The sequence below is a fragment of the Massilia arenae genome (assembly GCF_008014745.1).
GTDB lineage: Bacteria > Pseudomonadota > Gammaproteobacteria > Burkholderiales > Burkholderiaceae_D > Telluria > Telluria arenae.
This window is the reverse complement of the sequence record NZ_VPFD01000012.1, coordinates 55,320-78,243: the sequence shown is the minus strand read 5'-3', so window position 1 is coordinate 78,243 and position 22,924 is coordinate 55,320. Positions and strand designations below refer to the sequence as shown.

15 protein-coding genes and 1 pseudogene are annotated in these 22,924 nt (G+C 64.4%); 7 read left to right on the top strand and 9 right to left on the bottom strand.

The window, feature by feature from the left end:
- Positions 1 to 87 precede the first annotated feature (87 nt).
- Positions 88 to 1,065, top strand: a complete 978-nt coding sequence (locus FVD38_RS12230) for a hypothetical protein (RefSeq protein WP_147935065.1) — start codon at positions 88 to 90, stop codon at positions 1,063 to 1,065.
- A gap of 218 nt (positions 1,066 to 1,283) precedes the next feature.
- Here FVD38_RS12230 and FVD38_RS12225 read toward each other — a convergent pair whose 3' ends face one another.
- Entirely contained in the window at positions 1,284 to 1,748 is a 465-nt protein-coding gene (locus tag FVD38_RS12225; protein ID WP_147935064.1) for a very short patch repair endonuclease, read from the bottom strand.
- A gap of 47 nt (positions 1,749 to 1,795) precedes the next feature.
- On the opposite strand from FVD38_RS12225, the gene FVD38_RS12220 reads away from it, so the two are divergent.
- The 4 genes from FVD38_RS12220 to FVD38_RS12205 all read left to right on the top strand — a co-directional run bounded on the left by FVD38_RS12220 (position 1,796) and on the right by FVD38_RS12205 (position 11,393).
- On the top strand, positions 1,796 to 3,475 hold the full coding sequence (locus FVD38_RS12220) for a DNA cytosine methyltransferase (protein WP_147935063.1): 1,680 nt from the start codon (positions 1,796 to 1,798) through the stop codon (positions 3,473 to 3,475).
- A 942-nt stretch (positions 3,476 to 4,417) separates the two neighbouring features.
- The gene (locus FVD38_RS12215) at positions 4,418 to 5,734 is read left to right on the top strand and encodes a hypothetical protein (protein WP_229493609.1); all 1,317 of its coding nucleotides are present in this window, start codon (positions 4,418 to 4,420) and stop codon (positions 5,732 to 5,734) included.
- Positions 5,731 to 7,749 (top strand): phospholipase D-like domain-containing protein, encoded by a 2,019-nt coding sequence (locus FVD38_RS12210; protein WP_147935062.1) that lies wholly within the window; start codon positions 5,731 to 5,733, stop codon positions 7,747 to 7,749. Before FVD38_RS12215 ends, FVD38_RS12210 begins: the two co-directional genes overlap by 4 nt.
- On the top strand, positions 7,746 to 11,393 hold the full coding sequence (locus FVD38_RS12205; RefSeq protein ID WP_147935061.1) for a DEAD/DEAH box helicase: 3,648 nt from the start codon (positions 7,746 to 7,748) through the stop codon (positions 11,391 to 11,393). Before FVD38_RS12210 ends, FVD38_RS12205 begins: the two co-directional genes overlap by 4 nt.
- 12 nt (positions 11,394 to 11,405) lie before the next feature.
- Here FVD38_RS12205 and FVD38_RS12200 read toward each other — a convergent pair whose 3' ends face one another.
- The 7 genes and pseudogenes from FVD38_RS12200 to FVD38_RS12165 all read right to left on the bottom strand — a co-directional run bounded on the left by FVD38_RS12200 (position 11,406) and on the right by FVD38_RS12165 (position 17,911).
- A complete protein-coding gene (locus tag FVD38_RS12200) occupies positions 11,406 to 12,851 on the bottom strand; it encodes a PD-(D/E)XK nuclease family protein (RefSeq protein ID WP_187271566.1) in 1,446 nt (481 codons plus the stop codon).
- Between the two features lie 310 nt (positions 12,852 to 13,161).
- Positions 13,162 to 13,374: an AcvB/VirJ family lysyl-phosphatidylglycerol hydrolase gene (locus FVD38_RS27080; protein WP_147935059.1), complete on the bottom strand. Its 213-nt coding sequence runs from the start codon at positions 13,372 to 13,374 to the stop codon at positions 13,162 to 13,164.
- A 67-nt stretch (positions 13,375 to 13,441) separates the two neighbouring features.
- Positions 13,442 to 14,397, bottom strand: a pseudogene (locus tag FVD38_RS27075) (AcvB/VirJ family lysyl-phosphatidylglycerol hydrolase); the annotation flags it as partial.
- A gap of 254 nt (positions 14,398 to 14,651) precedes the next feature.
- Entirely contained in the window at positions 14,652 to 15,656 is a 1,005-nt protein-coding gene (locus FVD38_RS12180; RefSeq protein ID WP_147935057.1) for a phosphatidylglycerol lysyltransferase domain-containing protein, read from the bottom strand.
- Positions 15,657 to 15,659: 3 nt separating this feature from the next.
- Positions 15,660 to 16,370, bottom strand: a complete 711-nt coding sequence (locus FVD38_RS12175; protein WP_147935056.1) for a putative bifunctional lysylphosphatidylglycerol flippase/synthetase — start codon at positions 16,368 to 16,370, stop codon at positions 15,660 to 15,662.
- 110 nt (positions 16,371 to 16,480) lie between these two features.
- Positions 16,481 to 17,170 (bottom strand): lysylphosphatidylglycerol synthase transmembrane domain-containing protein, encoded by a 690-nt coding sequence (locus FVD38_RS12170; RefSeq protein ID WP_147935055.1) that lies wholly within the window; start codon positions 17,168 to 17,170, stop codon positions 16,481 to 16,483.
- Between the two features lie 84 nt (positions 17,171 to 17,254).
- Positions 17,255 to 17,911: a VTT domain-containing protein gene (locus tag FVD38_RS12165; protein ID WP_147935054.1), complete on the bottom strand. Its 657-nt coding sequence runs from the start codon at positions 17,909 to 17,911 to the stop codon at positions 17,255 to 17,257.
- Between the two features lie 130 nt (positions 17,912 to 18,041).
- Between FVD38_RS12165 and FVD38_RS12160 the strand changes: the two genes are divergently transcribed.
- Positions 18,042 to 21,116, top strand: a complete 3,075-nt coding sequence (locus tag FVD38_RS12160; protein WP_147935053.1) for a sensor histidine kinase — start codon at positions 18,042 to 18,044, stop codon at positions 21,114 to 21,116.
- A gap of 28 nt (positions 21,117 to 21,144) precedes the next feature.
- On the opposite strand, the gene FVD38_RS12155 is transcribed toward FVD38_RS12160, so the two are convergent.
- On the bottom strand, positions 21,145 to 21,717 hold the full coding sequence (locus FVD38_RS12155; RefSeq protein WP_147935052.1) for a TetR/AcrR family transcriptional regulator: 573 nt from the start codon (positions 21,715 to 21,717) through the stop codon (positions 21,145 to 21,147).
- 181 nt (positions 21,718 to 21,898) lie between these two features.
- On the opposite strand from FVD38_RS12155, the gene FVD38_RS12150 reads away from it, so the two are divergent.
- On the top strand, positions 21,899 to 22,900 hold the full coding sequence (locus tag FVD38_RS12150) for an alpha/beta fold hydrolase (protein ID WP_147935051.1): 1,002 nt from the start codon (positions 21,899 to 21,901) through the stop codon (positions 22,898 to 22,900).
- Positions 22,901 to 22,924: the final 24 nt, after the last annotated feature.

The following is a 22,924-nucleotide window of genomic DNA, read 5'->3' as shown; positions in this document are numbered from 1 at the left end:
ATTGCTTTAATTCATGAAATAAGGCGGATATATTATATTCTTCGTAACTTCAGTCGATGCTGTCCAGTAAAAATTATAAGGTTGCTTATGGTGGATACGTTAAGATTTTCGATGGGGCAAGAGGTAAGTAATGAGCAACTATTGCGCGAATTTGGTGGTAGTCCTTTTCGGGCGCTGCGAGTGTCAGAGGAAAGAAGGACTATCGTCCTTCTAACAAACTATAACAATGAATATTATGTAAAGAAATGGCGGGGAAATCTATTTTATTTTTCTGCGTTTACTCATAAGGGACGCGGGCAGCACGGCCTGCACTATTACCCTAACAGTAGGCTGTACAATGCCAAATCCGAAGGCTTTAGGGTTCTGTTGTTTGAACGTTACCCGTTTAGGAGAAATTACATATTTAGTGGTGAAGTCGAAGTGCGCGGCTTGGTGGATCACTCACTCATGCCTGAGTTGCTAGGTGAGCAATGCCGGGAATTTTTCTTCTTGCTCAGTCCGATCAGGCATAGAATCCAGGAAGATAATCCAAAGATAATCGATCTCAAAGTAGAAATTCGGAACGATGAAAAATACTGGCAGCAATTTCTTCTCGCCCAATCGTTGCACTTGAATCTAGACCGAACCAATGTCGGAAAGTATCAAATTGTTGTCGATTCGTTATGGCGGTTATATGCTTCGCTAATGGTTGAGGCATTCCTCTTGAAAGTCGAGTCGGATGCGCCAAATCTTCGCATTCCAGAGTGTGACTTGGAGCGAGGCTCAATAAAGAGCGTGCTTCCGATACTTGCAGCCGTCGCTGGGATCGCTGGAGGGACAATGAGCGCAACAGCTAATTACCCTAAAGCGAAGGAGGCTTTGCCGGTTATCCGTGCAGACGCGGAAAGAGCCATTAAGAAAGCGATTGAGGCCTTGGAAAATCAGTTTCCCGGTTTAATGGTTTATCTTGTATCCGAAGAGCCCAAGGCGCCACATCGTAAAGTGGACGAGTTGGTAATTGGGCCACCGTTGACGCGACGCAAAGAGGAAGTTGATTTGAAGGTTATCTCGTCGAAGGATCAATAATGTAATCGCGCCAATGGCTTGGTGGTTGGGTTTCTAAGGTGTCGCGAAATATTTCCGCGCGACTTTTTGATGCAATCCGTTTATGGCATTCGGCCGGGGTGGCATCGTATATAGCATTATCGATTTTAAGGTAAGCAAGAGATTTGGGTGCTCTAAATTGGTCTGCTTCAAGACAGGCAAGGTGGCGATTCAGATTGCGGGCCATATAGCAATTGACCTTAACAGTACGTCTGAATCTGATATTCGCTAGATTGTAGTGAGTTGCCGCCATTTCGACTTACTATCTCGCATACGAGACTGCCAAGTCTTTCTTCGGGATCACGCTTCAGCTCGCACTCCCAGACCACGATGATCCGCCAACCCGCTGCAGTCAACATGCTCGCGTTTCGCGCATCACGCGCCGTGTTCGAGTCGAACTTCAGCTTCCAGCGGTCGGCATTGCTGGCCGGAGTTGTCGCGTAGCGGCAACCCTCATGCCGGTGCCAGAAGCATCCATGAACGAAGACCGCAACCTTGTACTTCGGCAGCACCAAGTCGGGCGAGCCGGGTAGAGCTCGGACGTGCAGTCGATAGCGAAAGCCCCGGGCATGCAGGTACCTTCTGACGATCATTTCCGGCTTTGTATTCGCCGACCGGATGCCTGACATCATCCGCGAACGGGTTGCTGCATCGACTACGTCCATATTTCTTGCTATCCTACGGCAACAGCCATTTTTGATGTAAAGCAAAGTTGTCGAGCAAATCACAGTCCGCCAGTTCCGGACATATCCAGGTAGTTGATCTTTTCGCAGGCCCTGGTGGGCTCGGTGAAGGCTTTTCTTCCGTTGAGGGAGATCCATTCAGGATCATTGTATCGGCCGAAATGAATGAGGCCGCGCACCGGACGCTTCGACTGCGGGCGTTCTATCGTCTTCTCAAGCGACGTGGCGGCAACGCACTCGATTCTTACTATCGGTTCTGTAACCGGCATGCGCCTCATCCCTATGACGAGTCCAACATGAATGTGTGGGCCGAAGCATGCGAAGAAGCTCGTCAGATCGAACTTGGAACGCCGGAAGGCAACGAGGAGCTAGATCGGAGGATCAGCGCGCACGGCATCGGACCTGATGTCCAGTGGGTACTGATCGGCGGCCCTCCGTGTCAGGCGTATTCGATCGTGGGGCGCTCGCGCAATCGCGGAAACGTCGAGTACAAGGCGGAAGACGATCATCGTCATTTCCTCTACAAGGAATACCTCAGGATCATCCGGAAGTACCGTCCCTCGGTCTTCGTGATGGAAAACGTTAAGGGAATACTTACGGCCTCCGTTGGAGGCAACAAGATTTTCGAGACGATCCTGCAGGACTTGTCCGATCCCGACAAGGATGCCGGTGGATCGAATCGGATGCACAGATACCGAATCTATTCGATGAGCAGCCCGACCCGTTTTCGCCCAAGTGACGATGCGCATCAGATTGACGTGCACGATTTCGTCATCAAGGCTGAAAATCACGGGATTCCGCAAGCACGGCACAGGGTGATTCTTGTAGGCGTGAGGGAAGATGTTGTCGAACTCCGTGGTGCACCCGGGCAGCTTGCGACGGCTGGTAAAGTGAACGCCCGCCAAGTTTTAAGCGGACTTCCCGCCATACGCAGCGTACTCAGCAAAGAACCTGACTCGGACAGCTCATGGGCGGAAATCGTTCGCGGCCATTTCTTGAGCATGGCCCGCGAGGTCGCGCATGACAGTGCGCGTTGCGAACTTCATGATGTATTGCTGCAGACGGCAAACGAAGTTCTGGATGGTCTGGGGCCGGGAGATAACCAGCTGAAGATTCAAGATTACAATGCTGACTCGCCAAATCTGCTTGCAGGTTGGTATCACGATCCACGGCTTGAAGTCTGGTTGAATCACAGTGCCCGCGCCCACATGCGGAGTGACTTGCGGCGTTACGCGTTCGCGTCTGCATATGCGAAGGCATACGACCGGTCGCCTAAGGGTCACGCCGATTTCAATCTGGAAGGACTGCGGCCCAACCATGAAAACTGGGAATCCGGAAAATTCAAGGACCGGTTCCGAGTCCAAGTGGGAAAAGATCCGTCGAACACGGTGACTAGCCACATTTCCAAGGACGGACACTACTTCATCCATTACGAACCATCCCAGTGCCGAAGCTTGACGGTGCGTGAAGCTGCCCGACTGCAGACCTTCCCCAACAATTACTTCTTCCAGGGCAACCGAACCGAACAGTTCCATCAGGTAGGCAATGCAGTGCCGCCGCTGCTGGCGAAACAGATTGCAGACCTCGTGTACAACCTGCTTTCTCGTCGCGAGCCTGCGTCTGCAACCCCGCAGTCCGCCAACGAAATGCGCCAAGTGCAAACGCGGCTCAATCTGCCTGAAGCGCCTCCCGAAGCGGAAGTGCTCTGAATGCCGTCATGCCTGCATCCCAAAGCGGGCAGGCATGACGGGACAGTGGTACAGTGATCTGCCGTTCTCGTGCCGCCATGTTGGCTATTTCAAACAGGGTAATGGCATGACCGCAAAATGGAGAAGTGAATCGCCACGAGTCTTCTAGACACTCGAAAGGCATCGACGCCGCTGCTCTCCAATAACGCCCAGTAGCTGCATGGGGTAAGTTGGCGGTAAAATCAAATATAGGAAGTCGGCCAGTGATGAGCCCAGGATTGTCCAACATTGTCCTGCTTCGACCAGATCGCTTAGGGGTATGAGAAAGGGTTGGCGGTATTTTGTATCGGCGGAAAGCCAGTATCCATGCGGGTTTTAAAACGCAATACGAATCCCACCGTCTCCGCCAAGTTTGATGAGAAAAGCCACCGCAAGGTGGCTTTTCTCATTGTTGGCGTATCAGACGAGTAGAGCGCCTGCGGGATGTAGGCGAATCCCACCGTCTCCGCCAAATCAGTCTAGTCCCCGAGCTTATTGCACGGTCTTGTGTCATATCCCCCCCCAAGGAAAACCGATGTCGACCATACGCGGGCGGCGGGAATTTTTTTGGCTCGGAGTGCCGAGGGTGATTGATCGGCTGCAAACCGATGAGGAATGCGGATTCCAGGAAAAGCCTCGTTGTTTTCTGATCCGTCTGCGCAAGTAAAGTTGCGCACTAGAAAAATTCGCTCTAGCATGCCAGTGTCTTCCAATCGCACGGGCGTGATTGTGGCGTGCGCCGTTACGCGCCACCAGCGTGTGCACTCAGCCATGAGGTCAAGATAACGGCAATGCAGGAAACGCCCGACATGTCCGCCAAGCGATCCGCCGACGTTGACGTCGCGGTGATGGATTTTGCCACGCTCGGTAGGCAATCCTATTGCCTAAGGCTCGACAATGCCAGCGTCCCTACGTGTGGTGCCCGTGCTGTTCCACCACTTTCAGGCCGCGCTGCCGCCCGGCTTCGATTTCAGTTACCGCTCTCTCATGAAATTTTCCGAATACGTCATACTCGGGCGCCAGGGCTTGCTGATGGATCCGCTAGGCTTCCTGTCTCCCTATACCGCGCTGCAGGACAAGCTGTTCAAGCAGTTCACCGTCCTGTCCAATCAGCCGGCTTACCACGGTGTGCTGGCATTGATCTATACCTTCCTCGCCGAGCGCGGCATTGCCCCGGGACAGAAGGATTTCGCGCTGCAGTTTCGCCGGGCGGAGATCCTGTGGGGCCTGCTGCACACTGTGGAATCGGCATCGTCCACGGTCCTGAATATCACGAAATACACCGCGCTGATGCGCGAGCGGGACAGTCTTGCCCTTGGTGATATCAGGAACAACGATCGCATCTATGCGAGTCTGGGTTACGGCACGCTCGGCCATTATTCGAGCCCGTCGAGCACCTGGGGCATTCTCGACAAGGCCGGCAAGCAGCTCACCGCGCGCGGAAGCGAGCTCGCCTCCGCATTCGGCAAGCGCAAGGGTAAATCCTTGCGGGCCGCCCTGGATTCGTGGTGGGAAGGAGAGTCCTGGGACCTGGGCCGCATGAATGACCATGCCGCCTTGTTCGAGACCGGGGCGCCCGCGGGACGGGCCGAAGCGCAGGTTTGGCGCACCTTGATCAGCGAGTATTGTGACCGCACGCCGGCGGTTCGCTGCCTGTGGGACCGGCCCATCAGCGTGGACGAAGACGAGGATTGGCAGCACGATGCGGCGAGCTACGCCGCCGGCTTCGACGCATGGCGCAGCCGGTACGCTCCCTTGAAGACGGAGCTCACCCAGGTCGAGCTGTTTCAGCAACTGATCGGGCTGGTGCAGCATATATTCGAACGCGAGTACCTGTCCTGCGCCGAAAAGGACAACGGGCCGCTGCCTTTCGACGAACTCGAAGAAGACCTGGCCGGGGCGCTGCGCGTGACGGCACGTGCCTATGGCCAGATGCCTGACGCCGGCGACACCAAGGGCTTGTTCGCCGGCTTGACGGAGGTCCGCGATTACCAGGATGCGGCGCAGCGGATCCTGGCCCACCACGTGGCGCACCAGAAAGCCAAGGGCAGCACGCCGTTCATGGAAGATGGAGAACTGCGCGTGCAGGGCAAGTTCGAGGTCCTCAGTTACGGCGAGCGGCGCAGCGCGCTGGCCAAGGCTGGAGGTCGCGGGGCGCGCCTGGCCCTGGTCGCTTTCCAGCACCGCCGCGACTGGCATTTCCAGCGCGCCAACCGATACCATCTTCACGCGCAAGCATGAGCCACTCACCATCGCATGGCGAATTCGATTCGCTGCAGAGCATCTTTGCCGACATCGCCACCAATGCCAGGACGGATCCGATCGAGCGCATGGTCGTGCTGACCTACGAGTTCGACGACCAGCAATTGATCAACCTGATCGCTGGCCGCCAGCTCGACGACGAATTCGACTTGCGCACGAACCACCTGCGCTTCATCGCCGCCTGCCAGCCGCTGGTGCTGTACGACGCGCGCAAGACCCGTGAATCCAACAAGCTGCCGCATTTCCTGGACCTGATTCCGGTGCGCGCGAAGGCGTATAGCTGCCACCATTCGAAGGCCTACCTGATCGTCACGCGCGACACCGTGCGCCTCGTACTCGGCTCGTTCAACCTGACCCAGACCGGCCTGTTTTCGAACCGCGAAGTCTTCATGGACTTCGTGTGGAGCGGGCGTGAGCGCGCCAACGCAGGGCTGCTGCGCGCATTCACCGATTTGCTGCGCAACGGCTACGCGCAGCACCCCCAGGCCGCGGCTTCTCCGGCGCTGGACGCCATCGTCGCCACCCTCGACGCACGTTTGGAAAAGTGGAAAGCCGCCGGCAAAGGCGGGCCGAAAGAGGCTTATACGCTGCTGTCGTCCGGCTATGGCGAAACGGGGCTCGGACAACTGGCCAGCCTGTGGCGCTCGGTGTCCGCCCGTCCGGCGCGCAAGCTGGTCGTGGTGTCGCCGTTCTTCGACCGGGGCAGCAGCTTTCTGGTCGACGCGCTCGACCGCGAAGTGGGACCGATCCGCGAGATCGCCGTCCATACCGATGCGGCCAATCTGCCGGCGCTGAGCAAGCGCCACTACGGCTTGCATGCGCAAACGCGTCGCCTGCACCTGATCCCGCCGGCGATCCGTAGTGAAGAACTCGCGCGCATCGCCGCCGCCAACGACGGCACCCCGGTGGCCAGCCTGAACATCGTGCGCAGGCTGCACGCAAAGATCCTCATTCTTTGCGGCGAGGGGCAACGCCACTTGGTGTATATCGGTAGCGCCAATTTCACCTGCAAGGCCTGGAATGGCGACAATCACGAGCTGGGACTGGCATGGGTGCAGACGGGCAGTGCGGACACCATCGTCGCCCAGGTCGTCAAGGCGCTGTCTTCGTCGGCGGCCTGTTCGTATGCGCAGTTGCCCGAGCAGATCGAGGCCGCCGAGCGCGAAGAAGATGCACTGTACGAAGACGCCGCAGGCCAGCTCGACTTCATCCGCGACATTGAACTGCGCGCGCAGGATGGATTGGCAAGCGTGGCATTTCACTTCGGCTGCGACCAGCCCGAAAGGCTGCGCGACTATGACATCCACTGGGGCGAAGTGCCGCTCACGCTGGAGCGCACGGCGTCGCAGCCGATTTGCTGGAACGCGTCCGCGCTACCCCTGCTGGGGAAGCGCAATCTGCGCTTCGTGCCGCGCGGACAGCCCGAACCCGTGTTCTATCTACCTTTCCACCACGCCGCCGACCTGCTCGCCTATTCGGATCTGCGCCTGTTCGCCAACGCCGAGGATTGGCTGCTGTATTACCTGCGGCCCCAGTATGCGGGCGGCGGCGGTCGCGGCGAAAAGATTCCGGGCGAGCCCCCCGACACCGGCGAGCCCGGTGGCAAGACGGTCGACCGTGAAGCCAATCTGGTCATCGCGATGCAGCGGCACCTCAGTCTTTTCGGCGAGGTGGAGCGCGTATTCGAGCAGCGAGTGGCCGACATCGCTCGACTTGCACACTGGAAAGAGCCGTGGACGCGCACCGTCGAAAAGCCCTTGCTGCTCTACGCCCGCCTGCTCGACACGGAGCGCGACACATCGACCAGCGCGCTGCGCGACCAGGTGCACGGCTTCAAGATGGGCGAACTCGCACTGTTCTGCCACAGGCTGGGCGCACAGCTGCCTGCCATGAGCGTTCTCGCGCGCCGGCTCGTGAAAGGGATCAAGCCACGTCGCGCAGATCCCCCAGTATTGAAAACCTATCTTGAATTCTGCAGGAGCGAATTGTCATGAGCCGTCGCATCTCGTTCGACCGTATCGTCAAGGCCACCGCCGAGCGCGCCACCGTACAGGGCGACTGGGACCGCCAGCGCACGACCGCACGTGCCATTTCCACGCGCTTCGGCAAGGGCTACGATGCGGTCTTGCTCGCCGATGAAGTCGGCATGGGAAAGACCTATGTCGCGCTCGCGGTGATGGCCGACTACCTGATGCAGAGTGAGCGCAACGACCGCAGGGTGTTGCTGATCACGCCGCCGAGTCACGTGCTCAAGCATAAGTGGGTCGAGGAAATCGACAGCTTCAACGGCAAGTACGTGAATCATGTCGGTGATGCTGAACGCAAGGGTATGCGTCCGCTGAACATCAACAGTTATTGGGAGCTGTTTCGCAGCCTCCACGATTACGAAGACGCGGCGTGCCGGCGCGTGGACAAGCACATCCTGCATCCCTTCCTGCACACGCTGTTCGGCTGGGCCAAGGCGCATGGCCTGCTTGGCAAGCAGCCGCGCATGTGGCCGGTGTTGAGCGAATTCGACGTTCTCGGGAGAGAAAATCTGGGGTTTGCCGCCCGGTACTCGCAAGCCGCGATTCGGGAATTTCTCGACAGCGAATCCGCAGCCCTTGGGGGATTGTTCCAGAAAGCGTTTCAAGAGCTGAAGAACGAGACCTTCGACGAAAAACCGCTTATCGAGCTGTTCAAGCGATTCACCGGCCAGCAGGACCGGTTTGAACCGAATGTCTATGTTATGTCGATGAGCGCGCTCAACGCCCCCCGTATCCATGAAGGCGACAACAAGCTGTTCTCGCAATTCGTGCTGGGCTTCCTGCTGTCCGGCGTGCATGCGGCCAACAGGATGAAGGTAGTGCGCGCCCTCGAAGATGCAAATATCCTTAGACCGCGCCTGCGGTATGCCCGCTGGCAGGATTACCTGGAGAGCATCCTGGCCACGAGCCGCGAAGACATGTACGGACTGCGCGGCGCCACCCAGCGTGTCCTGAAGCGCGCCGACGTGGCGGCGCGCTGGCGTGTCTTGCGCGCGCAGCTGCAGGAAGGCGGCGGGGTGCCGCGCGAATTCTTCAACCAGGTACGCGACCTGGTGTTCCAGGAAAAGCTGGCCGAGGCGAATATCGGACTGGCCGTCATCGACGAGGTGCATAACTGGAAGGCGGGAAAGCACAACGCCAGCGTGTTCGAGGCCTGCTATGCGCCGCATATCGCCAGCAAGCTCATTATGTCTGCAACTCCATTCCAGGTCGAGGAAGCCGAGATGCAGCGTGTGTTCGATGTCGTGGTACGCAAGGACGGCAAGTCGGCCCGGGTGCTGGCCCAGGTCTTCGCCAAGGAAACGGGCGCGATGCGCCGCTGTCTCCAGGCCAGCGACAAGTTCGCGCTTGCCTGGAAGGCGCTGTCCACGGTGCGCGACAGTCGCGAACTCGACGCGCTGCTCGCTGCTCGTGACGATGCCGGCATTCGCTCGATTGCAAGCAAGATCGTAGACGTCGGCGATGCGGAAGATGCGGTAGAGAATTTTTCGGCAGCTTTGCTGGCGTATCGCGACACGATCGGAGCGTTGCAGGAAAGCTTGCGTGAGATCGTCATTCGCCATACGAAACCGCCCGACAAGCGTGACTTCCGGATCGGCGAGCATTTCCATACGGGCCACCCGGATGGCCGTCGGCGTCCCGCCCTGTATCCGAGCGCCGGCTATGGCGGCGAGGATGCCGCCATGGTCAACTTCATCGGCATGCGGCTGGGCCAGCTCGTGGAGCGGGAGGGCGGCGGGACGAAGCAGGCCAATGCCCGCCTGCTAGGGGGCATGTCGTCGAGCAAGAGCGCCTACCTGGAAGGCGCCAGTGCACGCAAGATTGGCTCGTCCCAGCAGCGCTACCAGGCCATGTTTGCCCAGGTATTGCGAGACACGACCCACCCCAAGGTCCAGGCGACCGTGACGCGGGCGTTGGACAATTTTGTCCACGGTCGCAAGACACTCATTTTCTGCGAACGTGTCAAGACGCTGGATGAGATCGAGGAGGCGCTGGCGCAGAAAATCGATGCCTACCACCGCTCCCTCGCGGGCGCCAATACGATGCAGCGCACCAGCCTGTTGAAGCGTGCCGACCTTGTCGACAATCTGTGGTGGATATCGCTGGGCGACGCTGCCGGCGAGGCGGACGCCTTTGGCGTGGAGCTGCCGCGCCAGCGCGACGCGGCCGGACGATTCGTGCAAGCCAGCCTGGCGCGGGCGGGGATCAGGCCGAACGCGCGCCGCATCATCCGGCTGCTGGATGCTTATCTGCTGGGGACGGCGTTGGCGCAGGATGCACGGATCGCCAGCCGCTGGTCCCATGCGCTCAAAATGTTCGCCGGGTTGCACCAGGCATTGACGGCCAGCGATGACCAGGAGGGGAGTGGGCTGCTGCGGGCCTATGTCAATGGCAGTGGGCAGTTGGACGAAGAGCGTTCCGATGACAGCGTTGACCAGGATGAGGATGACGGCGTGTCCGAAGCGCTGCGGGTGGTCGATGCGCAATACCGGGATCGCCAGAACCTGTGGTGCGCCGCGCCGCGCCAGGATTTCCATCGCGCCTTATGGGACCTGCTCGACTCCGAGGCGGAGCGTCTGCTCGCCCGCAATCCGCAACCGCTGCCGCTGCAGGCATTTGCCGACATCGTGCCGCAGCTGATGGAAGGGTTGAGGCGGGTCGCCCTGCGCGAGGACCTGATCGCGCGTTACGAAGCGCTGGCTGGAAACAAGTCCCATTTCGAGCGCATAAGCGCGGGCATGGCGACGATGGACGTTGGGCACGGCGAAACGATGCTGGCGCGCGCGCAGCGCTTCATCTCGGGACTGGTGGCCGAGGAAGGATCGATCAGCAAGGCCGACCAGCGAGAATCGAAGCGCAGAAGCATGTGGAGCGGCATCCTGCGCCGTGACGTCAGGTACGTCAGCACCCTGTCCGGCGCGGTCGGCAACGACTTGCGCCTCAAACTGTGCGCGTCATTTAACTCGCCCCTGTTGCCGGATATCCTGGTGTGCTCCGCCATCGGTTCGGAAGGCATCGACCTGCATCGCCATTGCGCCGATATCATCCACCATGACTTACCCTGGAACCCCGCCCGGCTGGAGCAGCGGATCGGACGGCTGGACCGGGTCAATTCGCTGGCCGATTCGAGCAGGCCCCTGCGCATCGGCATTCCATTTCTCGCCAATAACTACGAAAAATACCAGTACGACGTCGTTTTCTCGCGCGCCCAGAAATTCGATGTCTTGCTGGGCACGCCGGATTTCCAGGCGGCCGACATCGATGAGGAAGTGTACTCGGAGAGCGCCGGGTCCACAATCGTGTCCGAACACGGCGACGCCGAGGCTGATGCCGATGCGACTCCGGATGGCGGCATCATGCCCCCGTTGCCTGAAATGATCATCCAGTTTCTGAAGGTAGACCTTGCCGTGTTCAGGCAGGCGTCGGTCGAGGTTCGCGACGATGCGGGGCGCGGGATCGCCCTGGACCGCGGCGCGCCGTCGGCGGAAGGGCTGGCGCTATTCCATGTCCTGGGTCCTGCGACGGCGACGGCGCCAGCTGAATCCCGGGCGGAGCCTACCCTGCGCAAGACGGCGCCCGAAGACAGCGGCGGCGCCGAAGGTGCGGCCTGACCCGGGTCGGACCTAGCGCGCGTCGGTCGACAGGATTTTTTCCAGCAGGGCAGTGTGCTCGGCTACCGCGTGCCAGAACGCGGCGATCCTATCGTCGGCGCCGTCGACCAGCGCAAGATCGGTGCCGTCCAGGCGCCATGCGAGCGAATCGGTGTACAGCTTGAGCGACTTGCCGGTCGGTTCCAGGAAGTCGCCGAGGTAGGGCGCCTTCGGCTGCAGCGATGCCGATCCGCGCGCCTTCTCCAGCGTGAGCAGCTGTTCGACGAGGCGCACCTGCAGGTCATGATCAAGACTGCGGGGGAGCAACAGCTTGATCTCGATATCCCTCTGAACGTTGCGGAAGGCGACGTGGTAGTGCATCAGCGTGTGCAACGGCGCCCGGCGGTCATCCTGGCCGACTTGCCAGTCCATCCATTGCTGCGGGACGAAGCGCACCGTCGCGCTGTTGATGCCAGAGCCGAACCGGTTCAGCGGCATGGCCGCCGGCGCGAATACCCGCTCGACTACGGCCGCGGCGAAGCCCGCCTCGGGCGAACGCATGCGGCCGACCAGGATGTCGAACAACTGGCGATCGGCCCAGTAGCGCCCGGACCAGCTCGGCTGTGTCGACCATGGAAGGACGGGCAGGCCCTCGTCTTCGCACTGGCGCAGCGCCTTCTTCAGGGCGCCAAGGGCGCCGTAATACCGGTCGGCCAGCTTCTGGACGGTATCGGCGACGCCATGTAGCGTGTCGCCGAGGCGATCCAGCAGATCCAGATAGCCATGCAGGAATTCGCAGAGCGCGCGCGCGTCCGCCGGGCAGGACGCGAGGGCCTGCTGCGGGTCGGAGCCGTAGTGTGATTTCAGGGATGACCGCAGCGCCGTGACGGCGTGTCCGCCCCACTGGATACCGGTCCAGTCGGGGTTTTCCTCGATCACGTCAGTTTCGGGCTGGACCGTGAGGTAGAGCAGGGCCAGACGCTTGCGGCCGCCGAAGCGGGCCTTCAGGTATTGGCCGTAGTCGCGCAGCTGCCATTGGCCCTCCCTGCTGTCAATCTTCGCCTCGATCGCAACGGCCCAGGTTTCGCTCTCGATCAGGACGTCGAGCTCTCCCGTCATCCTCGCGGCGGCCACCGCGCCGCCGGTGTCGTCGGTCACGGGCGCGTGCAATTGACCACCGCTCAGGCGGAGTTCGGGTTGGACGGCGACGTGCCCGATCAGCGGCTGGCCGGCGCCAAGCATCGCCTGTCCTGCCGCGTCGCGGATATCGTGCAGGAACGCGCGCAGGAAACTGTCGCCCAGCCCGTGCGTTTGTTGTGGATCGAGCAGCCAGGCGAGGGTCGTGGTGTGACGCAGTTCATAGCGCTCGACCTTGAGCGCCTTGAACGGATCGAAGCGGTTGAGTCTGGCGCGCAGGATCTGGAAGTCGGGCTCGTCGCAGAGAAGCTGTAGCTGGTTCTGTAGTGCGCTGTCGTGCATGTCTATTCTCGTCAGGTTCGGATCGGTCCGGACGTCGGCAGGCCCGGCATGGGGCTGACCAGAAACCGGTTTTACTATTATTGCCGAATTGAAATAAGATGTCATCTTGGCCACCGCGTACCAGCAACTGGCAGGGCGCGACCGGCTGTACAGGAAGCATTCGGCGACGGATCAGCGGCGTGATTGTTTCCACGGTATGCCGATCGATGTCCGTCAACGCACTACAATCGGCGGTGGCGCGGGCAGGCCGGAACACGCTGCTTCCCGGCCGAAAAGGCGGCGCATGAAGGAAGCCGGATCTCGCTGGTAGTTACGGTGCCCTTCCCGGCGCCGGCGGCGGATGCTCGATGATCTGGTGCACCAGCAACTGGTAGTCGCCGTCGAAGTGGTGGCCCCCGGGGTGCGCGGCCGCCGTGAGGCGCCGGCCCGTCAGGCACGGACAGAGTGAATCGGATTCCTCGACCCCGTGGAGGCAGAGGATGGTGGCACCGCCCATGCGCGCCACCTCCGGCATGAGCGGCATGGTGCGCGCTGGCGCCGGCGCCAAGCCAGTCCGCGACGTGGAATTCGAAGCTGGCCGTCTTGCCCGGGCCGATCAAGGTGACGCTGCGCACCGCGGTGCGCACATCGGCCGGCAGGCGCGCGTACAGGAACGGCAGCACGTCAGCGCCGAGCGAGTAGCCGATCAGGAGCACGCGCGGGCGGCGCCATAGCCGCGCACGACGCGCGCCAGGTCGCGGGCAGCCGCTTGCGGCGTGCGAGCGCGCCAGAAATAGCGGAGCGAGTCGAAGCCGACCACCGGGACGCCGCGCGCCGCCAGCGCCGCCGCCACGTCCTGGTCGAGTCCGGCCCAGCCGCCATCGCCGCTGAGCAGGACCGCGAACAGGTCCTGCGTCGCGGGGGCGGTGTCGGCGCTGGCAGGCACTGCCGTCAGCGGCAAGTCGCCGAGCGCTGGATCCTTGGCGGACGGCGGCTTGCCCGGTGCGGTCAGCCTGGCATAGGCGGCCCGGAACTGCGGCAGCCAGTTGCGCTCGACCGAGAAGCCGTGGCCAACCTTCGGCAGCCAGACGAGGCCGGCATTGCCGGTGCCGGCGGCGAACTGCCGGGTCTTGCCGGCATCGCAGACCTGGTCGATATCGCCCTGGAAGGCGATCCAGGGCGTTGCATTGCGCCGCGCCGCGGCGAGCATGATGTTTGTGATGGGCGCCTGCGCGGCGGCGGCATATGCGAGCGTCGCGCCCGATGAATAGCCGACCAGGACCGGCGCAAGGTAGTCGTCGAGCGCGAGATGGCGCTGAACCGCGTGCGCCAGGCCCTCGAAATCGGCGGCGAAGTTGCGGCACTGTCCTTGCGAGGCGTCGGCTCCGCGCAGATAGCGGCGGATATCGACGCCCGCCACGATCGCGTGCATGTCGGTCAGGTGGCGTGCCATGTCGACCACGCCGAGGTTCCAGCCGCCGTCGCCGGAAATGAATAGCGCGATGCTGGTGGCCTTGCCGGCCGGCGGATATACCGCGACCTCACTGAACGGGCCGTAGCGCAGCATGACCGGGGCGGGCTGTGCCGGCCCATGTGCAGGCGCTGTGATGGCCGGCGTGGCCGGCTGCGCCGGGGCAATCGGCCACGCCAGTGCCAGCAGCAGGGTGGCGTAGCATGCGCGAATGCTGCCGCACCTGCGCCGGTGCGTGCGGTCATCGTTCACAGGAAGATCCTCGCATAGCCGCGCGCCGAGAGCGCGGCGATATCTGCAAGCAGGACCGGAAGCAGCTTGCCGCCGGTATACGCGATATAGCGCGGCTCTCAGACCGGATGAAATTTTTCCTTGTAGGCGCGCAGGCCCTGGAACTTGTAGATGGACTCCCCATGCCGGTACACGAAACCGGCCAGCCGGTTCCACAAGGGCGATCCCGCGGAATCCGGCACGCCGGACAGCGGCGCCATGCCGAGATTGAACCAGCGGTAGCCATGTTCCTGCCCCCACAGGAACACGTGGGTGATCAAACCGTCCATCAGTCCGCGTGGCGCCGCGTGCATGAAACGCATCAGGTCGATCGACAGCTCCTGGCCGGTGGGCCCGCACAGCAGGTTGGCGAAGGCCACGATGCGGCCTTCGCGCTCGAGCACCGCCACCGGTTGCCGCGTCAAATAATCATCGGCAAAGAAGCCCAGCGAGAATCCCTTCTCGCCGCCGGCCTTGCCGGCCAGCCAGTCGTCCGACACGGAGCGCAGCTGCGGCAAGATCGCCGGCACCGATTCCGGCGCCACGATCCGGAAATCCACGTGCTCCCGCTTGAGGCGCTGCATCGCCGCCCGCAACTCCTTGAAGCGGCCTCCCGCCAGCGACAATCCATCGAGGCGGATACGTGCTTCCTCGCCGAACTTGGCGAAGGCCAGTCCCAGGTCGGCGTAGCAGTGCAGTTGCTCCGGATGCACTTGGTAGAACACCGGGGTGGCGCCATGGTCATCCGCGCGCTCGACGAAGTCCCGTATCAGCGGCGCGGCAGCGGCCGGCGGGCCGACCGGATCGCCCAGCGCAACCCAGGTCCGGCCACGCACGCCATACATGATGAAGGCCGTGCGCTCAGGATTGAACAGCAACTCCTTGTCGCGCAGCCAGGCCAGGAAGGGCAGCGTCTCGCCCTGCGTGCGGACGATGCGCTCGGCGTCGGCCAGCGCCGCGCCGGACGGCGGTTCGGTGAAGTATGGCAGGGGCCTGAGCAGGCGCGAGATGCCGAAGACGAACAGGACCACGGCGGCGCCCAGGCTCGCGCGCAGGAAGCGCGGCGCGTCGTCGTGCAGCGCCACCTGTCACCACAGCGCGTTCGAGTAGTCGACGTGGCGGTAGGCGAAGACGCCGATCCACAGCGAGGCGCCGAAGGCGGCGATAATGGCGACGATCCAGCCGGGCGAGAAGCGGGTATCGAACAGGGCCGCGCGCCGCTCGAACAGGCGGCGGCTCGGCACGAATACCAGCAGCAGCAAGGCCAGCAAGGCCGCTTCTTCCCAGTCGCCGGCCTTCAGCAAAGAAGCTGCGATGCCGGCAGCCAGCGCGCCGGCGGCGAGATACCAGGCCAGCCGGATGCGGCGCGCGATCGCCTGAGCCAGCAGCAGCAGGGCCACGCCCACGATGCTGCCGACAAAGTGCGAGGCTTCGAACAGGCCGGGCGGGAACAGGCTTGACAGCCAATGCAATCGCCGGTGCGCGGCCGGCGTGGCCCCCGAGACCAGCAGCAGCACGCCGGCCATGAAGGTGAACAGCGACAGGATCCTGGGCGCCAGCCGCACCGAGTGCTGTCCCAGAGACTGCCCGAGTTGCCGCAGGCGTGCGCCACGGTGTCGCGTCTCGTCGCCGACCAGCAGCAGCAAGGCCAGGCTCAGCGGAATCAGATAATAGACGATGCGATACAGCAGCAGCGCCGCCACGATCTGGTCGGCGCGCAGCCAGGGCGCCAGCAGCAGCGCCACGATGCTGTCGAACACGCCGAGCCCGCCCGGCACGTGGCTAAGCAGCGCCACCATCTGGCCGCGAGGAAGGCGCCCAGCACGACGGGGTAGGGCGGCCCATCCGCTGGCAGCAGGGCGTACAGGACGCTGGCCGCCAGCATCCAGTCGGTCACCGACACCAGCAACTAAGCCAGAGTGAGCGGCAGCGGCGGGATCCGCATGTCGAAGCCGCGCACCCGCAACGGCGACTTGCGCACCAGCGGCAGCAGCAGATAGGCGCCCACCAGCGCCACGCAGGCCAGGCCAAGCCACTGCGCGCCGCGCTGGGCCAGTTGGCCCTGCAGCCAGGCATGCGGGTGATCGATGAGGGCCCAGCCGCCCAGCGCCAGCAGGCCGAGCCAATAGGTGATGCCGTTCAGCGCCACGATCCGCGACAGGTCGGCGCCGCCCACGCCCCAGCGCGAATAGAAGCGGTGGCGCACTGCTGTGCCGAACAGCAGCGCGAAGCCGACGCTGTTGCTGATCGCGTAGCCGATGAAGGCCGTCAGGGCGAGGCGCGTGCGTGCGATGCGCTTGCCGATATAGACGAAAGCGAGCTGGTCGTAACAGCTCAGGACGAGGTAGTTGGCCGCGCAGCACAGCAGGGCCAGCAGCAGGTGCTCGGGGCCGAGCCGGGCCAGCGCGGCCTGGAGATCGCGATAGCGGATCGCCTGCGGTTGGTTATGCAAGACCCAGAATGCCGCGCACAGCAGCACGGCCGCGATTGTCGGCACCAGCCAGCTTCGCAGCCTGGCCCGCTTGCTGGACATCGGGGCGGAACTCACTTGTGCTGTCTTCTCGGTGCGGCGGGTGGCCGCTGCATGCCGGGCTGGCATGCAGTCGCCTTCGTTCGAGCAGCGATGGGGCGCGGTGGTTCCGTGAAGCCGGCTACGAAGCGGCGAGAGCGCCGTAGTGAAGCATCAGGCCTGGCGGTCGGCGCCGGCCCTCGCGCGATGGCGCTCCTGAAGCCAGGCCACGATGCCCGGCACCAGGGACAGCACGATGATGCCCATGATGACCGCCGTCAGGTTGTCGTTGACCCAGGTGATATTGCCGAAAGCGAAGCCGGCCACCGTCAGCGACACGACCCACAAGGTGCCGCCGGCCACGTTATACGATAGGAAGGTCCGGTAGCGCATGCTGCCCAGCGCGGCGACGAACGGCGCCAGGGTGCGCACGATCGGCACGTAGCGTGCCAGCACGATGGTTTTGGGGCCATGGCGCTCGAAGAAGCGCTCGGTGTGGGCGATGTGTTCGGGCTTGATGAAGCGCAGCCGGTAGCCGTGCTTGACCCGGTCGCGGAACAGTGTGCCGATCGCGAAGTTGACGATGTCGCCGACCACCGCCGCGACGATCAGCAGCGGAATCAGAACGGGCAGCGACAGCATGCCTTTCGCCGCCAGCGCGCCGGTCACGAACAGCAGCGAGTCGCCGGGCAGGAAGGGCATCACGACCACGCCGGTTTCGACGAAGATCACGGCGAACAGCAGGACGTAGACGAGGATCTGGTATTCGGCCGCGAGGACGGCCAGGTGGCGGTCGAGGTGGAGGAACCAATCGAGGAGGGTAGTGAGCATATGGGTTTCTGGTCTGGTGGTTACGCACGCCCGTCATTGCCGCGAAGGACGGGGACGACAGTGTAACGCAGGCGCGGCTCGGGAGGCTTCCAGCGCCAGATCGCCCCAGCGCCGATGCTATCATCGGGAAATGAAAATCCTGCAACATCGCCACATTCGCCAGGGGCCGGTTCGCCAGGCACTGGCGATGCTGCTGTCGATCCTGCTGACGCTTGTATCGTCGCCGCCCGTTGCGGCCGCGACCGCGCACGAACATGCCCCCGACCGCCTCGAACACCGGCGCTGGCTGTCTTCCGACGGCGGGCCGAGCCAGGTCGGCGCGATCGCTCACGCCGCCGATGGCTATCTCTGGCTGGGCACCAACGATTCACTGGTACGCTTCGACGGCCTGCGCTTTCGGCGCCACCCGCCCGGCGCGCGCGGGGCGCCGGCCATCGTGTCGTCCTTGCTGGCGCAGGGCGACGCCCTGTGGGTCGGCCTGCGCAGCGGCGGCGTGGCCCTGTCCCGTCCCGGGGCAGTCCTCGCGCGCGAGCGCGGACCCGACGCGCCGGCCGGCGTGGTGTACGGCCTGGCGCAAGACCGTAGCCAGGCCATCTGGGCCGCTGCCGAAGACGGCCTGGCGCGGCGGGCGAACGGCGCATGGCGGCGCATCGGCCGCGACCAGGGTTTCGACGAGGCCGGCGCCCGCGCCGTGTTCGTCGACCGCGGCGGCGTGCTGTGGGCCGCCGGCGAACACACGCTGTATTACCTGCGCGACGGCGACCGGCGATTCACCGACACCGGCCTGCGGGTCGATGGCGTGAGCCAGATCGCGCAGGCGCCCGATGGCGCGCTCTGGCTGGCCGAGCGCCGGGGCAGCCGGGTGCACCGGGTGGTGCTGGAGGGGCACGCGCTGTCGTCCGGCACGGCGCGGCTCGATGCGCCGGCAACGGGCCTGGTAATCGACGGCGCCGGCGGCCTGTGGCTCGGCACGACCGGCCGCGGCCTGCTCCACGTGGCGCGTCCCGACGGCCTCGCGGCGCTGGCCGGCGCCAGCCGTTTCACGGCCAGGCAGGGCCTGAGCTCGGACTTCGTGTGGCGGCTCCACCTGGACGCCGCCGGCAACTTGTGGGTCGGCACCAATGCAGGCCTGGACCGCTTTCGGCCGCGTATCCTGGCGCCGTCGGCGTTTCCGCCCGATGCGCTGAACGTGGCGCTGGCCGCCGGCCCCGACGGCAGTATGTGGGGCGGACCGGGCAGCGGCTCGGCGCTGCGGCTGCAGGAGGGCCGCATGCAGGCGCTGGCCATGCCGGCGCCGGTCAACAGCGCCATCCGCGACGCCGAAGGCGGCATCTGGATGGCCGGCCCGGCAGGCATCTGGCGCGCGCCCCATCGTGCGCAGCGGCAGCTGGAATTCGTGGCCGACCTGCCTCCCGGCGCCGCCGGCCAGGCGCCGGTGCGCGCAATGGCGCGCGATGGGCAGGGCGTGCTATGGGTCTCGATCAACAAGGTTGGCCTGTTCCGGCTCGAAGCCGGGGGCTGGGCGAAGGTAGCCGGCACGCCGCCTGGCGCAAGCCAGCGCATGCCGGTCAGCGCGCTGGCCGCGCCCGACGGCTGGCTCTGGTTCGGCTACCGCGATGGCTTGCTGGAAGCGCGCCGCGACGGGCGAACGTTGCGCTGGACGCAAGCCGATGGCCTCGGCCACGTCACCGCGCTGGCCCACCATGCGGGACGCAGCTGGGTCGGAGGGCAGCACGGGCTGGCCTATGTCGAGGCGGGGCGCCTGCGCCGCCTGGCGCTGCCTGGCGACGGGATGTTCGACAATATCTACGCCATCGTCCCCGTCCCCACGGGAGACGGCCGGCAGGCCGACCTGTGGCTGCATGCCAGGGCGGGCATCTTCCAGCTCCCTGCCGCCGAGCTGGCGCACGCGATGGCCACGCCCGGCCACCGCATCCGCTACCGCTCCTTCGACGCCCTGGGCGGCCTGGCGAACGATCCGCACCAGGTGCTGCCCTTGCCGACCGCCGTGCGCGCCGGCGACGGGCGGCTGTGGTTCTCGACCGGCGGCGGCGTGGTGTCGCTGGATCCGGCGCGCCTGCCGCCGGCCGAACCGGGACCGGCGGTCGAGATCGAGGCGGTCAGCGTCGACGGCGCCAGGCTCGCGCCCGATGCGCCGCTCAGCCTTGGGGCGGGAGTGCAACGTATCGCTATCGACTACACGGCGCCGAGCCTGGCCGCGCCGGAGCGGCTGAGCTTTCGCTACCGGCTGGACGGCTTCGATACCGACTGGGTGGACGCCGGCCGCGCGCGCCAGGCCATTTATACCGGGCTGGCGCCGGGCGCCTACGCGTTTCGCGTCGTCGCCCTGAACAAGGATGGCGTGCCGAGCCCGCGCGAGGCGGTGCTGCAGTTGCGTGTCGCGCGCGCCTTCTACCGCCATCCGCTGTTCCTGGCGGGAGCGGGCCTGCTGCTGCTGGCGGCCTTGCGGATGGTCTACCGGACCACCGCGCGCCGCGCCGCCGAGCGCGTGCGCGACCGTCTGCAGGAGCGCCACCGCGAACGCGAGCGCATCGCGCGCGAGCTGCACGACACCTTGCTGCAGGGCGTGCATGGGCTGGTGCTGCGTTTCCAGGCGGCGGCCGACATGCTGCCATCCGGGGCTCCCGCCCGGGCGCAGCTGGAACAGGCGCTGGTGCGCGCCGACCAGGTGCTGGTGGAGGGCCGCGACCGCGTGCGCGCGCTGCGCGGCGGTCCGCTCGATACGCGCGAGCTGCACGAGGCGCTGGCGGCGGCGGGCGAGGAGCTGGCCGCGCAGTGGGACTGCGGCTTCGCGTTCGCGGTCGACGGGACGGTGCGGCGCCTGCAGCCGGCCATCCTGGACGAGGTCTACCGGATCGGCCATGAGGCGCTGCGCAACGCCTTCGCCCATGCCCGGGCGGCGCAGGTGACGGTGGACGTGGCCTACCGCCGTGGCGCCTTCGCGCTGACGGTGGCGGACGACGGCTGCGGCATCGATCCCTCCTGGCTGGCGGGGCACGGCCGGCCCGATCACTGGGGCCTGCGCGGCATGCGCGAACGCGCCGAGCGCATCGGCGCCAGGCTGGAGATCCATAGCGGCGCGGGCCACGGCGGGCGCGGCACGCGGGTCGTTCTCGCATTGTCGGCGCGGATTGCTTACCGGGGGCGTCCGTTCTGGCGTCGGGGCTGGCTGCGCGGCGCCTGAGCCGTCGAAGTCCGATCCGCCGGGAGGCTTAACAGGTAAGCCAGGCAAGGATGAGCGAGCACAGCTCGTCCGCGGCGATCCGTTCGGTCATGCGTTCACGCACCATGGCGTCGGACAGCGCCTCGGCCGCGCCGATGATGGCGATGCAGCGGCGCCGTACAACGTCGGCGGGCAGGCTCGACACCGGCGCCAGGGCGGCGTGGAAGAAGTCGGCATAGCCGTCGAGCATCTGCTGCTGGCAAGCCAGCATCTGGGCGTCGCCGCGCATCGCGGCGGCGATCGCATGCCATTCCGGCCCGAGCGCCGCGTGGCAGGCCATGTAGGCATCCGACACGACGCGGGCGACGTCGGGCAGGGTGGACGACGTTGCTGCGAGCACCGCCGCGACCGCGGCCAGGCGGCGCTCGTTGATCTCACGATACAGGGCGATGAGCAGGCCCGAACGGGTCTCGAAATGGCTGTAGGCGATCGGCTTGCTCACGCCGGCATGGCGGGCCAGCTCGCCCAGGGTCAGCGCGTCGGTGCCGCATTCGCGCACGATGGCGTGCGCATGATCGAGCAGCTGGGCCCTGCGGTTGGCCCTCGGTAACTTGTTCGTCAACTATTGTCCTTCGCTTGACGGCATGAGCAGCGCGCGTATAGTCGCTGCCAACGGTTACTACCAATGGTAACTTACCATTGGTAGCTAACACGTCGGCCTGGCGCGCGTTGTCCCTGCGGGTATTGTGACAGAAACTGCGTGCCCCGCCCGACTCTACGAAGAGAGGCCAACCATGTCGTCGATGTCACGCACACCTCATTCATCGGCGCCGCGGTCCGATGCGCCGCCCCTGCGCCGGCACAGGCTGAGCATCAACGGCGAATCGTTTCACGTACTCGAGCAGGGAGAGGGGCCGGCGGTGCTGTTCTGCCACGGCTTTCCTGACACCGCCGAGACCTGGCGCAGCCAGATGCGCGCTGTGGCCGGGGCGGGCTACCGCGCGCTGGCGCTCGACATGCGCGGTTTCGGCGAGAGCTTTGCGCCGCCGGATGCCAGCCAGTACACCTCGCTGCACATCGTCGGGGACCTGGTCGGTGTGCTGGACGCCCTGAAGATCGAGCACGCGGTCATCGTCGGCCACGACTGGGGCGCCGACCATGCCCAGCGCGCGGCCCTGCTGCGGCCCGACCGTTTCCACGCCCTGGCCAGCATCAGCATCCCGTACGCGCCGCGCGGCGACGTCGATACCTGGAGCGACTTGCGCAACAGGGGCCTGGGCGAACGCTACTATGCGCTGGACTGGATCAAGCCCGGTCGGGAAACCTTGTTCGCGCCCCCATCGCAATCGATCCCCGCAATCCTGTACTGGCTATCGGCCAGCCCGCCGCCCGGACAGCGCTGGGATCCGATCGATCCGGCGCGCGACATGCTGCGCCCGGCGCCGGTGGCCGCGCCGCCATGGGTCGATCCGGCCTATGTGCGGCACACGGTACGCGCCTTCGAGAAGAGCGGCTTTTGCGGCGGCTTGAATTACTACCGGGCCTTGCCCCTCAGTTTCGATCTGATGCCGGCCTTCCGGAATGCCGTCATCCGCCAGCCCTCGCTGTATGTCTGGGGCGCGGCCGACGGCCTGTGCCGGTTTTTCCACCCGACGACGCCGTCGCTGGAAGAACTGCAGCGCTTCCAGCCCCGGCTGGTAAAGCAGGTGCGGCTGGAAGACGTCGGCCACTGGGTCCAGCACGAGGCGGCGCAGCGCCTGAACGAGGAACTCATCGGCTTTCTCAAAGGGCTGGACGCGGGCTGATACCCACGCTGTGCACGGCCGCCG

Excerpts from the sequence above, each read along its gene's own strand:
- FVD38_RS12210 (WP_147935062.1), top strand. The coding sequence starts at position 5,731 with ATGAGCCACTCACCATCGCATGGCGAATTCGATTCGCTGCAGAGCATC.
- FVD38_RS12170 (WP_147935055.1), bottom strand. The coding sequence starts at position 17,170 with ATGCCAGCCCGGCATGCAGCGGCCACCCGCCGCACCGAGAAGACAGCA.
- FVD38_RS12200 (WP_187271566.1), bottom strand. The coding sequence starts at position 12,851 with ATGCACGACAGCGCACTACAGAACCAGCTACAGCTTCTCTGCGACGAG.
- FVD38_RS12150 (WP_147935051.1), top strand. The coding sequence starts at position 21,899 with ATGTCACGCACACCTCATTCATCGGCGCCGCGGTCCGATGCGCCGCCC.
- FVD38_RS12205 (WP_147935061.1), top strand. The coding sequence starts at position 7,746 with ATGAGCCGTCGCATCTCGTTCGACCGTATCGTCAAGGCCACCGCCGAG.
- FVD38_RS12225 (WP_147935064.1), bottom strand. The coding sequence starts at position 1,748 with ATGGACGTAGTCGATGCAGCAACCCGTTCGCGGATGATGTCAGGCATC.
- FVD38_RS12175 (WP_147935056.1), bottom strand. The coding sequence starts at position 16,370 with ATGGTGGCGCTGCTTAGCCACGTGCCGGGCGGGCTCGGCGTGTTCGAC.
- FVD38_RS12160 (WP_147935053.1), top strand. The coding sequence starts at position 18,042 with ATGAAAATCCTGCAACATCGCCACATTCGCCAGGGGCCGGTTCGCCAG.
- FVD38_RS12230 (WP_147935065.1), top strand. The coding sequence starts at position 88 with ATGGTGGATACGTTAAGATTTTCGATGGGGCAAGAGGTAAGTAATGAG.
- FVD38_RS12165 (WP_147935054.1), bottom strand. The coding sequence starts at position 17,911 with ATGCTCACTACCCTCCTCGATTGGTTCCTCCACCTCGACCGCCACCTG.
- FVD38_RS27080 (WP_147935059.1), bottom strand. The coding sequence starts at position 13,374 with ATGCCGCTCATGCCGGAGGTGGCGCGCATGGGCGGTGCCACCATCCTC.